This window comes from Glutamicibacter sp. MNS18, from assembly GCF_026107515.2.
Taxonomy (GTDB): Bacteria; Actinomycetota; Actinomycetes; order Actinomycetales; family Micrococcaceae; genus Glutamicibacter.
This window is the reverse complement of sequence record NZ_JAPCHW010000016.1, coordinates 16,345-29,166: the sequence shown is the minus strand read 5'-3', so window position 1 is coordinate 29,166 and position 12,822 is coordinate 16,345. Positions and strand designations below refer to the sequence as shown.

General features: G+C 65.9%; 11 protein-coding genes. 2 read left to right on the top strand and 9 right to left on the bottom strand.

Annotated features, from left to right (window positions below):
• Positions 1-37: 37 nt before the first annotated feature.
• The 7 genes from cmk to OK351_RS15855 all read right to left on the bottom strand — a co-directional run bounded on the left by cmk (position 38) and on the right by OK351_RS15855 (position 6,877).
• On the bottom strand, positions 38-727 hold the full coding sequence (cmk, locus tag OK351_RS15885; RefSeq protein ID WP_265160961.1) for a (d)CMP kinase: 690 nt from the start codon (positions 725-727) through the stop codon (positions 38-40).
• Positions 709-1,812, bottom strand: a complete 1,104-nt coding sequence (locus OK351_RS15880; protein ID WP_265160958.1) for a prephenate dehydrogenase — start codon at positions 1,810-1,812, stop codon at positions 709-711. The genes cmk and OK351_RS15880 overlap by 19 nt, the downstream gene beginning before the upstream one ends.
• A gap of 3 nt (positions 1,813-1,815) precedes the next feature.
• A complete protein-coding gene (locus tag OK351_RS15875) occupies positions 1,816-2,802 on the bottom strand; it encodes a pseudouridine synthase (protein WP_265160956.1) in 987 nt (328 codons plus the stop codon).
• A 95-nt stretch (positions 2,803-2,897) separates the two neighbouring features.
• Positions 2,898-3,488, bottom strand: a complete 591-nt coding sequence (scpB, locus tag OK351_RS15870) for an SMC-Scp complex subunit ScpB (RefSeq protein WP_265160954.1) — start codon at positions 3,486-3,488, stop codon at positions 2,898-2,900.
• Positions 3,481-4,395 (bottom strand): segregation and condensation protein A, encoded by a 915-nt coding sequence (locus tag OK351_RS15865; RefSeq protein ID WP_265160952.1) that lies wholly within the window; start codon positions 4,393-4,395, stop codon positions 3,481-3,483. Before OK351_RS15865 ends, scpB begins: the two co-directional genes overlap by 8 nt.
• Complete coding sequence (locus tag OK351_RS15860; protein ID WP_371931472.1) at positions 4,395-5,291, bottom strand: ParA family protein; 897 nt, start codon at positions 5,289-5,291, stop codon at positions 4,395-4,397. Before OK351_RS15860 ends, OK351_RS15865 begins: the two co-directional genes overlap by 1 nt.
• 275 nt (positions 5,292-5,566) lie before the next feature.
• Positions 5,567-6,877 (bottom strand): cation:dicarboxylate symporter family transporter, encoded by a 1,311-nt coding sequence (locus OK351_RS15855; RefSeq protein ID WP_265160949.1) that lies wholly within the window; start codon positions 6,875-6,877, stop codon positions 5,567-5,569.
• A 177-nt stretch (positions 6,878-7,054) separates the two neighbouring features.
• Here OK351_RS15855 and OK351_RS15850 point away from each other — a divergent pair, with 177 nt between their 5' ends.
• Positions 7,055-8,755: a sensor histidine kinase gene (locus tag OK351_RS15850; protein WP_265160947.1), complete on the top strand. Its 1,701-nt coding sequence runs from the start codon at positions 7,055-7,057 to the stop codon at positions 8,753-8,755.
• Positions 8,752-9,474, top strand: a complete 723-nt coding sequence (locus tag OK351_RS15845) for a response regulator (RefSeq protein WP_265160945.1) — start codon at positions 8,752-8,754, stop codon at positions 9,472-9,474. The genes OK351_RS15850 and OK351_RS15845 overlap by 4 nt, the downstream gene beginning before the upstream one ends.
• 433 nt (positions 9,475-9,907) lie before the next feature.
• Here the strand turns inward: OK351_RS15845 and OK351_RS15840 are convergent, their stop codons facing one another.
• Both OK351_RS15840 and OK351_RS15835 read right to left on the bottom strand, forming a co-directional pair.
• Positions 9,908-10,705 (bottom strand): GNAT family N-acetyltransferase, encoded by a 798-nt coding sequence (locus OK351_RS15840; protein WP_265160943.1) that lies wholly within the window; start codon positions 10,703-10,705, stop codon positions 9,908-9,910.
• 99 nt (positions 10,706-10,804) lie between these two features.
• The gene (locus OK351_RS15835) at positions 10,805-12,706 is read right to left on the bottom strand and encodes an AMP-binding protein (RefSeq protein ID WP_265160940.1); all 1,902 of its coding nucleotides are present in this window, start codon (positions 12,704-12,706) and stop codon (positions 10,805-10,807) included.
• Between the last annotated feature and the right edge of the window lie 116 nt (positions 12,707-12,822).

Here is a 12,822-nt window from a genome sequence, read left to right as displayed (position 1 = left end):
GGGTGGATGTGCCGGTGCCGGGCAACCGGCATTGTGGCTAGTCTTCGGTGCCTGCGCCGGCGGCGTCAAGCACCGCGGCAACGGTCTGTTCGAAGTCCAGCTCGGAGGAGTCGACGGTGATGACCCCGTCGGCGGCCTGGGTGAAGTTCACGACGGTCGAATCCTTCGCGTCGCGGGCCAGCACCTGGGTGGCCAGTTGCTCGGCGGACTGGGTGCCGCCCAGTTCCAGGCCGCGGCGGGCCATGCGGACCGCTTCGGAGGCGGTCAGCAGGATCCGGGCGTCGGCGTCGGGAGCCACCACGGTGGTGATGTCCCGGCCTTCGGCCACGATGCGCGGGTGCGCCGCGATGATCTGGCGCTGTCGGCGGACCAATTCGGCCCGGGCTTCCAGGTTGGTGGCCACGGCCGAGACGTTTTCACTGATCCGCGGTTCACGGATGGCGGTGGTGACATCGTGCCCGCCGATGAGCACCTGTTCCAGGTCCGGGTCGGTGGAGATCGCCAGGTCCGCGTCCTTCACGGCCTGGCTGATGGCCGCGGCGTCGGACAGGTCGGTACCGGCGGCCAGCACCGAGTAGGTCACCGCGCGGTACATCGCCCCGGTGTCCAGGTAGGCGGCGTCCAGGGCACGGGCCACGGCCTTGGATACCGAGGATTTGCCCGAACCCGAGGGGCCGTCGATGGCAATCACGATCTGCTGGTTGCTGCTCACTGCACTACTTTCCATCCGTTGCCGGTCAATACGTCTATCAGTTCATCACGCCGGCCGGGAACCACCGCCACATCCACCAGGCCCACCTGGTGTCCCGCGGAGTGTTCCATGCGCAGGTCTTCCAGGTTGATCCCGGCCTCGCCGATTTCGGCCAGCAGTTTCGCGATCTGCCCGGGTTTGTCGTCGACTACCACGGTGACCTGCGCGAAGGCCTGTGGCGGGGCGCCGTGCTTGCCCGGGATCCGCGCATGCCCGGCGTTGCCCTCCGTCATCAGCTGGGACAGGTCCAGCAGGGCGCCGGGCGCATCCGGGTTGTCCAAGGTGTTGATCAGCCGGTCCAGGTCTTCCTTCATACCGGTGAGGATCGGGATCAGCGCCGGGGCGTTGTGCGCGAAGATCTGGATCCAGAGCTTCGCGTCGCTGGCCGCGATCCTGGTGGTGTCGCGTAGCCCGTTGCCGGCCAATCCCAGCTGGTGGGCGTCGGCGGTGAGCAGACGGGAGGCGATCATCGAGCTGGCGGCCTGCGGGAAGTGGCTGATCAACGCGACCGCTGCGTCGTGCTCGTCCACCGCCATCCGGTGCATGACCGCGCCCAGGTCGATAGCCAGCGACTCGGCGGTTTTCACCGCACGCGCCGCACTGCCTTCATGGCGGCAGATGACCCATGGCATCGAGGTGAACAGGGCGCCACGGGCCGCGGCCGGACCGGACTTCTCGCGTCCGGCCATCGGGTGGGTACCCACGTAGCGGGACAGTGCATTCGCATCAAGCCGGTCATCGGCGTGCAGGGCACGCAGGATCGAGCCCTTGACGCTGGCGATATCCACCACGATCGCATTCGGGTAGGCCAGCAGGGCCTCGGCGACCAGGTGGGCGGTGACATCCGGCGGAGCGCCGATGACCACCAGTTCCGGGGCGATCGGGGTGTGCCCGTCAAGGACGGTACCGGCACCGATATCCCGGGCGACGCCCAAGGCGGTGGGTGAGATGTCGTCCAGGTACACGTGGACGCCCTTGGCGCGCAGCCCCAACCCGACGGAGGTTCCCAGCAAACCGGTGCCGATCACCAGCACCGGTCCGGCAAGATGAGAGGTGTTCATGGGCTACATTCCCACCAGGGCCATCAGGTGTCCGACTTCCTGCTTGCCCAGCGGGCGGATGGTGCCCTGCTTCTGGTCCCCGAGCTGGATCGGCCCGATGGATACGCGCACCAGGCGCTGGACCGGGTGGCCGACCGCGTCGAACATGCGGCGCACGATCCGGTTGCGTCCCGAGTGCAGGGTCACCTCCACCATCACCTTGGACGGGGTCATGTCGATGATGCGGAACTCGTCCACCGAGGCCCAGCCGTCCTCCAGCTTGACGCCCTCGCGCAGCTTGTTGCTCACGCCCTTGGCCAGCGGCCCGTCGACCTGTACCAGGTAGGTCTTGGGGACCTCGTACTTGGGGTGCTGCAAGCGGTTGGCCAGTTCCCCGTCGTTGGTCAGGATCAGCAGGCCCTCGGTCTTGTAGTCCAGCCGGCCCACATGGAACAGGCGCAGGTTGCTGTGCTCGTTCTTGAAGTAGTCGCTGATGGTGCGGCGGCCCTCGGGGTCATCCATGGTGGAGACCACGTGCTTGGGCTTGTTGAAGACGTAGTACTTGTTGGTGGTGTTCAGCTGCACGCGCATGCCATCGACGTGGATGGTGTCCTTTTCCGGGTTCACCCGGGCCCCGAGCTCGACCACGAGTTCGCCGTTGACCTCGACGCGGCCCTCGGTGATCATTTCCTCGCAGGCGCGGCGCGAGGCCACCCCGGCGTTGGCCATGACCTTCTGCAGGCGCACACCCTCGGTGGACTCGCCGGTGGTGGCGCGCTTGGCCTGGGCTTCGGCGCGGGCCTGCGCGCGGGCGCGTTGGGTGGGACGGGCGTAGTCGCCCTTGACGTTACGGGTGTACGGGTCCTTGCCGTAGGCGCGCTCGGCGTTCTTGCGTGGTGCCGCGGTCTCGTTCTTGTTGCGTGCCGAGGACTGCTTGCGTCCGGTGCCCGAGGCGCCGGAACGGGACTGGCCGCCGCGCGGGTTGCGGGGGGTCGATGATCCCTTGCTCATGAAAAAGTTTCCCTTTGCTGTTACGTTTCACGTGTGTGCCTCCACCAAGGTGGTGGTGCACCGCGACCTGTCGGTAACCGCACACCGGCGTCCACCTAGTCGTCGAAGATTGCCGAATCCAGCGATTCGAGGTCGGCAACACCGGGCAGATGTGGAGACAGCGGGGGCAGCTCCTCCAGGGAGGAAAGGCCCATGCGTTCCAGGAAGTACTCGGTGGTCTGGTACAGCGTCGCCCCGCCGTCACCCAGATCCGGGTACGCACTGATCAATCCACGGTTCAGCAGTGTACGCACCACCGAATCGACGTTGACACCTCGAATCGCCGATATCCGTCCACGCGAGACAGGCTGTCGGTAGGCGATGACAGCCAGGGTTTCCAGGGCCGCCTGCGAAAGGCGTGCTGTTTGCCCGTCGAGCACATAACTGGAGACGAAATCGGCATAATCGACCCGCGTGTAGAAACGCCACCCGGAGGCGACGTGACGAAGTTCGAACCCACGCGGACGATCCCTACCATCATACTCGTTTGCCAGCGCAAGCAGTGCTTCCGTGATACGGATCTCCTCGACCTCGAAGATCTGCGCCAAACGGGCCTCCGACACGGGCTGGTCCGCCACCAGCAGGACCGCTTCCAGTCCGGAAGCCAGCCCCCCGGGCAACTGGTCTATGCGGGGGGTCTCAGCCATGATCCTGCTCACCATCCGCACCCGCCGGCTGCAACCGATGCCGGTCGGCGGAGGCATCGTAGTCGTCGTCCAGGGCGTCGGTATCCAGCCGGGCCGCATCGACCAGCGACACCAGCAGCACCCCCAGCGGATCGGGTTGGTCGAAGGTGATCACCTTTTGCCGGAACATCTCCAGCAGGGCCAGGAAACGCACAACGACCACCAGCTGGGTGTCCGCGTCGGCGATGAGGGCACCGAAATCCAGGGTCCCGTGCGCGCTGAGTTTACCGTGCAGGGCCCGGGCTTCCTCGGCGATGGTGACATTGGCCCCGTGCAGGTGCCCGATGCCCACCTCGGTGACCGGTTCCGGTTTGGGTTCCAGGGCCTTGCGCGCCACGGCGGCGAACTCCTCGGGGCTGATGCTGAACACCAGTTCGGGCAGCAGGGCCGCGAACCGGGGTTCCAACGCCACCTCGCGCGGCACACGCGCCGATTCGGCGTCGTAGTTGTGCCCCAGCAGCGCGGCCGCCTCCTTGAACGCCTTGTACTGCAGCAGCCGGGCGAAGAGCAGATCCCGGGATTCGAGCAGCTCGAAGTCCTCGTCGTCGGCCATTTCCCCGCGCGGCAGCAGCCGGGCGGCCTTCAGATCCAGCAAGGTGGAGGCCACCACCAGGAACTCGGTGGTCTCGTCCAGCATCTTCAACCCGTCTCCGCCGCGGGCCTGCAGGGCACGCAGATGGGCGATGAACTCGTCGGTCACCTCGGCGAGCGCGACCTCGGTGATATCCAGTTCACGGGCGGTAATCAGGTGCAGCAGGACGTCGAAGGGACCGTTGAAGTTCTCCAGTTCCAGGTGGAACCGCCGGTCCGCGGCCGCTTCGGGCTGCGCATCGTCACTGGCGACCGGGCTGGTGACGGTGGCGGTCATTACGGGGCGCCGCCGCGGAAGATCAGTTCCTTGGCCAGGTTGCGGTAGGCCTCGGCTCCGGGGTGGTTGGTGGCGTAGCTGGTGATCGGCTCGGCGGCCACATTCGCGTCGGCGAACTTGATGGTGCGCTTGATGACGGTTTCGAACAGTTTCTCGCCGAAGGCCTCGTCGAGCCGGCCGATGACCTCGCGGCTGTGCAGGGTGCGGGCGTCGTACATGGTGGCCAGCACCCCGTCGACCTCCAGCATCTGGTTCAGCCGGTCCTTGACCTTCTCGATGGTCTCCATCAGCAGGGCCACGGCGCGCAGGGCGAAGAATTCGGCGGTCAGCGGGATGATCACCCCGTGCGCGGCGGTCAGCGCGTTGATGGTCAGCAGGCCCAGCGAGGGCTGGCAGTCGATGAGCACCACGTCGTAGTCGTCGATGACCTCGCGCAGGGCACGTTCCAGCGCCTGTTCGCGGGCCACCTCGTTGACCAGCTGCACCTCGGCGGCAGACAGGTCGATATTGGCCGGCAGCAGGTCGATATTCTCCACCTCGGTGGAACGGATCGCATCGCGGATGCCGGTGTTGCGTTCCATCAGCACGTTGTAGACGGTGACATCCAGCTCATGCGGGTTGATCCCGAATCCTGCGGAGAGCGCCCCCTGCGGGTCGAAATCCACCAGCAGCACCTTGCGGCCGTATTCGGCCAGCGCCGCTGCCAGGTTGATGGTGGAGGTGGTCTTGCCCACCCCGCCCTTCTGGTTGACCATCGCGATCACCCGGGCCGGGCCATGTGATGGCAGCGCCTCGGGTTCGGGAAAATCGGTCAGCGGTTTGCCGGTGGGACCCACTGGTTTCGGATCCTTGAGCATTCCGGCCCCACGTATCTTGCTGCCCTGTTCCTCGCTCACGATTGGTGAACCACACTTCCCATTCGGATCGGTCATTTCCTTGTTTACAGGTTATCGGCCTCCCCCGGTCAAAACCGGCAATTCCCGTCCCTGCCCGGCGAGCCTTTACCTTGAACCTTAAGTCAAATGTTGTATGCGAGCTGGACGCGCCACACCCCTGCCCACCCCAGCTGAACCCCAGCATCGGCCCCATGGCAACAATCCTCTGCCTGCGGACAGCGCAACGCCCCATCACCGTCGATGGTGATGGGGCGTTGAATACGGACCGCCGGGTCCTAGTGGCCTTCGGGGTTCAGGCTGGTTTCATCGAACGGACGGGCCCCGGAGAGTACCGCCCGGGCCTGGTCGCGGTCCAGTTCCCCGGTCCACTTGCCGATCAGGAAGGTGGCCACCGCGTTCCCGGTGAAGTTGGTCAGTGCGCGGGCCTCGGACATGAACTTGTCGATGCCCACGATCACTCCCATGCCGCCGAGCAGTTCGGGCTTGTGGGCCTGCAGGCCGGCCGCCAGGGTGGCCAGGCCGGCGCCGGTAACCCCGGCGGCACCCTTGGAGGCGATGATCATGAAGACCAACAGGCCGATCTGCTGTCCGATGCTCATCGGCATGTCCATGGCGGTGGAAATGAACAGCGCCGACATGGTCAGGTAGATCGCGGTGCCGTCCAGGTTGAAGGAGTATCCGGTGGGTACGGTAATGCCCACAACCGGCTTGGACACACCGGCGTGCTCCATCTTGGCGATCAGCCGCGGCAGGGCGGATTCGGAGGAGGAGGTGGAGAAGATCAGCAGGTATTCGCGGGCCAGGTACTTCAGCAGCAGGAAGATGTTCAGGCCGGTGACCAGGCGCAGCAGGGTACCGAGGATCACCACGATGAACAGGGCGCAGGTCAGGTAGAAGGCCCCCATCAGGATGGCCATCGAGCCGATTGCGGCCCAACCGGTGGCGCCGACGACGGCGGCGATCGCACCGAAGGCGCCGATCGGGGCGATCCACATGATCATCATCATGATGCGGAAGACCACCAGCTGGACGTTCTTGACCGCGTTGAGCACCGGCTCACCGGTCTTGCCCATGGACTGCAAGGCGAATCCGACGATGATGGCCAGTACCAGGGTCGGCAGGACGGGGATGTCCTTGGGGATCATCGCCAGCAGGAAGGCGACGGTGGCGTTCTCCTCGCCGGCTGTTGCCGGGTCGTAGGGCTGCAGTTCCAGGCCCTCACCGGGGTGGATGATGTTGCCGACCACCAGGCCGATGGCCAAGGCGAAGGTGGACATGGCCAGGAAGTAGACCATCGCCAACCCGCCGACCTTGCCCACTGTGGCGGCCTTGGCGATCGAGCCGATTCCCAGCACGATGGTGCAGAAGATCACCGGGGCGATGATCATCTTGATCAGGGCCACGAATCCGGTACCCAGCGGCTTCAGGGCCTTGCCCACCTCGGGGGCCACCAGGCCCAGGGTGGCGCCGAGGATCACGGCGGCGATGACCATGATGTACAGCCAGTGGGTGCGGTCCTTCTTCTTGGCGGGGGCTTGGTTCTGCCCACCGGGCCCGCCGGGTGCGGTTTGTTCGATGACAGCCATGGTGTCCTCCAGGGATCGGCAACGGGAACGACGATGATGGATACGTCCCCGGCCTCGAGATGGTGATTCCTGCAACGCTGGGGGTTCGTCTCTCATCAATGGTGCGCGGTAAAGTGATCGGGATCTCTATTGCGTTCATATTGTTCACACGCCGTTTACACCAGGGAGGAAAAGCCCATGTCCAGCACCGGGTCCGGTGATGCCCCCACCCCGCTGACCCGTGAGGCGTTCTCCTTCGCGGCCCGGATTTTTGCCGCGCAGATGCTTGTGGTGCTGCTGGTGGTGGCGGGGTTGGCCTACTCGACCTACCACCAGCAGTCCCAGATCGTCCTGGATGTGCGCCAATCGACGGTGAGTACCGTGGCCATCACCTTGGCCAATGACCCGTTTGTGCGTTCGGCCCTTCAAGGTCCGGATCCGGCCAGCGACCTGCAACCGTATACCCAGGACATCCTGCGGCATGCCGAGAGCATCGACTTCATCACGATCATGACCCCGGATACCGTCCGGGTCACCCACCCGGACCCGGAAGAGCTGGGTGAACACTATTCCGGTTCCACCGCCCAGGCGCTGGCCGGGCAGGTGCACAACGAGCAGGCGGTGGGTACCCTGGGACTGTCGGTGCGCACCATTGCCCCGGTTATGGACGATGCGGGCACGGTGGTGGGCATGGTGGCGGTGGGCATCACCATGGAAAACCTGCAGTTGCTCTTCCGTGAGCAGTTGCCGCAGATCCTGCTGGTGTCCACCCTGGTGCTGGCGCTGGCGGCGTTCACCTCCTGGTGGTTCTCCCGCTACGTGCAGCGCGCCACCCTGGGCTTTGGTCCACACGGTTTGCGCCGGCTCTACGCCTTCTACTTCTCCGCCCTGCATTCGGTACGCGAGGGGCTGGTGCTGCTCGACAGGCAGCAGCGCATCGTGTTGTACAACGCCGAGGCCGCGCGTTTGCTGGGCCTGCCACCCGAGGTGCCCGATGAGGGGCTGGGCCTGGAGCAGGTGCAGTTGCCCGAGACCCTGCGTGAACTGATGCTGTCCTCGCGGGCGGCACGCGACGAGATCCACCTGGGAGAATCCACGGTGCTGGCCGTCTCGCAGTCCCAGGCACGGCTTTCGGGCACCAAGCTACCGGGGCGCAGCCGGCTACCGCTGCGCTGGCTCGGGGTGCAACCTCCCACCGGGCAGGTACTCACCCTGCGTGATTTGACCGAGGTGCAGGAACTGGCCGGTGAGGTGCAGTCGCTGAAGACCTTTTCCACCGCATTGCGCGCGCAAACCCACGAACACGCCAACCGGTTGCACACCATTGCCACATTGATTGAAAACGGGCAGGCCGAGAAGGCCCTGGCCTTCGCGGTGGACGACCGGCAGAACTCGCAGGCGCTGACCGATGCGATCGTGCGCAATATCGACGACGTGTACCTGGCCAGCCTGCTGGTGGCCAAGGCCGCCCAAGCCCATGAGCGCGGCGTGCAGTTGCAGATCAGCGCCGAAGGCGTGGTGCGTCCGGATACCTTCCAGGCCACCGACATCGTCACCATTGTGGGCAACCTGCTGGACAACGCGCTGGATGTGTCGGTCGGCACCGAGGATGCCACCGTCTGGGTGGAGGTCACGGCCCTTCACGACGCGGTGATCATCGCGGTGGCCGATTCGGGGCCGGGAATCGAACCGGAATTCATCGCGAACCTGATGCGCTTCGGGGTGAGCAGCAAAACGGGCACCCAGCCGCGGGGGCTCGGACTGGCGTTGGTACAGCAGGCGGTGACCAGATTGCATGGAACAATGTCGATAGACAATGACGCCGGGGCCATCTTCACCGTCACACTGCCGGTGCAGCACCCACCCGCCGATCCCGGCGCGCCCGAGGAGGGGACATGACCCGATCCATGCCGGCCCCCGCCTTCAAGGTCCTGGTGGTGGATGACGAGCCGGAAACCGCGCGCGCCCATGCCGCCTATGTGGACCGGGTAGAGGGGTTCAGCACCGGGGCGATTGCCGGCAACGGGAATACCGCCCTGCAGCTTTTGGCCGAGGCCCACGAACAGGGAAAACCCTTCGACCTGGTGCTGCTGGACATGACCCTGCCGGACCTGCACGGCATCGACGTGGCCCGCCGGATGCGCGGACGCGGCTACACGCTGGATATCATCGCCATCACCGCGGTCCGCGACCTGGCGGTGGTGCGTTCGGCGGTCGCCACCGGAATCACCCAGTACCTGATCAAACCCTTCAGTTTCGCGGCTTTCAGCGAAAAACTGGAGAACCACCGTCGCTTCATCGACACCATGCGCTCCACCGGCGGCTCGACCTCCCAAGCCGCACTGGACCACGCCTTCTCCGAACTGCGCAGTGGCGGCACCTCGGCGTCGCTTCCCAAGGGACTGATCATCGAGCGGCTGGAGCAGGTCCGCGAGCACCTGGCCACACGACCCGAACAGGCCTTTTCGGCCACCGAACTGGCCGAGGAACTGGGCATGTCCCGGGTCACGGCCCGGCGCTATCTGGAACACCTGGCCGAGAGCAAGACCGTGGACAAGCAGCCACGTGTGGGGACCCGGGGCCGGCCGGAGTACGAGTACCGCGCGGCCGTCAGTTAGGCCACGCTCACCCATCCGCACAGGTCCTGGGGTCAGTGTGGCCGGACAGGCCCGACACCGTCAACGGAGCGGCAAAGCCCGCTCGCTACCCTCCGGTCTGAAGGCCGCGCTGCCGGGCATCTTGCCGCTGCTGGCCAATAGTTCCGCTACCAGGGTGGCGATGGCCTGCTTCCTGGTGTCTTCGGGCAAGGACACGGACCCGACGCCCAAGTGCGAGGCGGCACGGGACATTCCGTGAGACACGCTGTTGCTTTTCGGAAGGGGCCTCCGGTTCCGGTACGGTCACCATCAAGCACATGGCCCGAGCGGGCCTGTGACTCACCATCGTCTCCCCTCGGGCTGATCATGAAGGAAGCAGGTCACCACCTGCCGCGCTCCCGGCGGTTCGGTTGGTGGTGCCCGGCCTGCCCGGCGGCAACAACGGCAGGAGGACTCAGGCCCGTGAGTAACTCAGGACACGACACACTTCAAGGAATCCGAGGCGTCGATACAACCCTTCCCCATCCGGCGAGGCGGTCAGCACACACACCTCGCTACCCGACTTGCTCGCCTCGTGGATTGCGGCGTTGGTCAGTCGCGATCCGATCCCGCGCGAACGCCAGCGGGCATCGACGATCACGTGTTCGACTGCGGCCGAGGCGCCGGTGACCACGGCCGCGGAGCAGCCGATGACCGTTTCACCGTGGAGAGCCAGAAAGTGCGTCACGGCCCTTCCCTCCACTGCCCTGCCGGTCCGCCCGAAGCCAGCGAAGGGGGCAAGTTCTGCGGCCACGCCTGCCAGATGCCCTGCGGGGACGTCTTCAGCAGCCCAGAAGCGCACCCACCGTTCGAGATCCTTGAGCGAACGGCACGCCGTGATTCGCACGTCCGGTTCAGATGTCGCGTAACCCGCAGCCGTGTCCACCTTGGCATTCCGGGCGAGGGGCAATGCCATGAGCGGCTCCTCCTCGATCGCAACGAGGCCATGCCCGCGTGCGGCTGCCAAGGCGGCATCGAAGCCTGCGCTTCCCGGCCACAGCGACCAGAGGGCCGGCACACCCTCCATTCGTGCCACGCCGTAGGCGGCCTCTGGGGCGGTGAACCACAGCACCCGGTTGAGTTCGGGGTGCTGTGCCCCGGTTCGTGCCCATACAAGTGAAGCAGTCTCACCCCGCATCCGGGCACGCACCAGATGCGTCTGGAAATAGTGGTGTCGGGCCGCCACAACCGGCACGTCGGTTTCCGGGTACATGGCAGAAAACCCTAGCGCATCGGGGCCGTGGCAGCGTCAGCCCCGGCACGGATGCGCAGTGCCGCCCGAACAGTTCGCGTTCCGTCGTCAGCCAGGGAGCTAGCTGCCCGGACGCAGCAGCGGGATCAGCTCCTCGATCACGGAGATGTCCTCGATGGTGGAGGGCACCTGGTAGTCCTTGCCATCGGCGATCTGCCGCATGGTCTTGCGCAGGATCTTTCCCGAACGGGTCTTGGGCAATGCCGACACCACCGAGACCTCGCGGAAGTCGGCTACCGCGCCGATGTGCTCCCGCACCATCGCCACCACCTCGGCCTTGAGCCGATCCGCTGCGATCTCGACCCCGGATTTGAGCACCACGTACCCCACCGGCCGCTGGCCCTTGAGCGGATCGTTCACCCCGATCACCGCGCATTCGGCGACCGCCTGATGGCTGGCCAGCACCTGCTCCATGGCCCCGGTGGACAGCCGGTGCCCGGACACGTTGATCACGTCATCGGTCCGTCCCATCACGAACAGGTAGCCGTCCTGATCCATGAAGCCCGAGTCCCCGGTCATGTAGTAGCCATCGAGCTGGCTCAGGTAGGTGTCGATAAAGCGCTGGTCATTGCCCCACAGGGTGGTCAGCGCCCCGGGCGGCAGCGGCAGCTCGATGACGATATTGCCTTCCTCCCCCACCGGTACGCTCTCGCCCAGGGCGTCGCGGATCTGCACATTGAATCCCGGGACCGGGGTGGAGGGCGAACCGGCCTTGCGTTCCAGGTTGTCCAGGCCCAGCGGGTTCGCGGCGATCGGCCACCCGGATTCGGTCTGCCACCAGTTGTCCACCACGGGAACCTGCAGCAGCTCCCTGGCGTAGTGGTAGGTGTCCGGGTCCAGTCGTTCCCCGGCCACGAACAGGGACCGCAGGCTGCCCAGGTCGTGGGCGGTCCACAGCCCGCCATCGGGATCCGCCCGGCGGATCGCCCGCAACGCCGTGGGTGCGGTGAACATCGTGGTCACCTGGTGCCGCTCGATGATCCGCCCGAATACCCCGGCATCGGGGGTGCCTACCGGTTTGCCCTCGTAGAGCACGGTGGTGGCCCCCACCAGCAGCGGGGCGTAGACGATGTAGGAATGGCCCACCACCCATCCCACGTCGCTGGCGGTGAACATGGTATCCCCGGGCCGCACATCGAAAATTGCCCCCATCGAGTAGGCCAGGGCGGTGGCATATCCTCCGGTATCACGCACCACGCCTTTCGGCGCCCCGGTGGTTCCCGAGGTGTAGAGCACGTAGAGCGGGTGGGTGCTGGGGACCGGCACCGGTCCGGCCGGTGAAGCTTGGGCTGCGATTTCCTCCCAATCCAGCCAGTTCTCCGCACGGTCCGTGTACTCGGCGAGCGCATGGCCGAATCCATCGCGGTGGCTGACGATCACGTCCCGCACGCTGCCGCCGGACATATCCAGGGCCTGGGCCACCGCCGGCAGGTACTCGATGCGGCGGCTGGGTTCGATGCCGCCGCTGGCGGTGACCACCGCGACCGGTCTCGCGTCATCGATCCGTGAGGCCAGTTCCTTGGGTGCGAAGCCGCCGAACACCACCGAGTGCACGGCACCCAGTCGCGCGCAGGCGAGCATCGCGATGACCGCCTGCGGAATCATCGGCAGGTAGATCAGCACCCGGTCCCCCATACCGATGCCGCGGGCCTGCAGCGCCCCGGCGAATCGCTCGACCTCGCCGAGCAGTTCGCTGTAGCTGTAGCGGCTCACGGTGCCGAGCATCGCCGAGTCGTAGACCAGTGCGGTGCTGTCCCCGCGACCGGCGGCCACATGGCGGTCCAGTGCGGATTCGGTCAGGTTCAAGGTGCCGTCGGGAAACCAGGAATACAGTGGGGCGCGGGATTCGTCCAGCGCGGTGCTCGGCGCACGGTGCCATTGGATTTTGGAGGCCTGGGCCAGCCAAAAGGCCCCGGGATCCTTCACTGCCGCTGCGTAGGTCTGCCGGTATCCCTGTGCCATGCTTGCTCCTCCTGCGTTGCTCGTGCGCGATGACCCGGGCACCCCGAAGGTTGCCCCACTGGGTGCAAGCCTATGATCCAGAGCACAGCATTACAAGACTCTTGTATACAGAAGTG

Excerpts from the sequence above, each read along its gene's own strand:
- cmk (WP_265160961.1), bottom strand. The coding sequence starts at position 727 with ATGGAAAGTAGTGCAGTGAGCAGCAACCAGCAGATCGTGATTGCCATC.
- OK351_RS15880 (WP_265160958.1), bottom strand. The coding sequence starts at position 1,812 with ATGAACACCTCTCATCTTGCCGGACCGGTGCTGGTGATCGGCACCGGT.
- OK351_RS15875 (WP_265160956.1), bottom strand. The coding sequence starts at position 2,802 with ATGAGCAAGGGATCATCGACCCCCCGCAACCCGCGCGGCGGCCAGTCC.
- scpB (WP_265160954.1), bottom strand. The coding sequence starts at position 3,488 with ATGGCTGAGACCCCCCGCATAGACCAGTTGCCCGGGGGGCTGGCTTCC.
- OK351_RS15865 (WP_265160952.1), bottom strand. The coding sequence starts at position 4,395 with ATGACCGCCACCGTCACCAGCCCGGTCGCCAGTGACGATGCGCAGCCC.
- OK351_RS15855 (WP_265160949.1), bottom strand. The coding sequence starts at position 6,877 with ATGGCTGTCATCGAACAAACCGCACCCGGCGGGCCCGGTGGGCAGAAC.
- OK351_RS15850 (WP_265160947.1), top strand. The coding sequence starts at position 7,055 with ATGTCCAGCACCGGGTCCGGTGATGCCCCCACCCCGCTGACCCGTGAG.
- OK351_RS15845 (WP_265160945.1), top strand. The coding sequence starts at position 8,752 with ATGACCCGATCCATGCCGGCCCCCGCCTTCAAGGTCCTGGTGGTGGAT.
- OK351_RS15840 (WP_265160943.1), bottom strand. The coding sequence starts at position 10,705 with ATGTACCCGGAAACCGACGTGCCGGTTGTGGCGGCCCGACACCACTAT.
- OK351_RS15835 (WP_265160940.1), bottom strand. The coding sequence starts at position 12,706 with ATGGCACAGGGATACCGGCAGACCTACGCAGCGGCAGTGAAGGATCCC.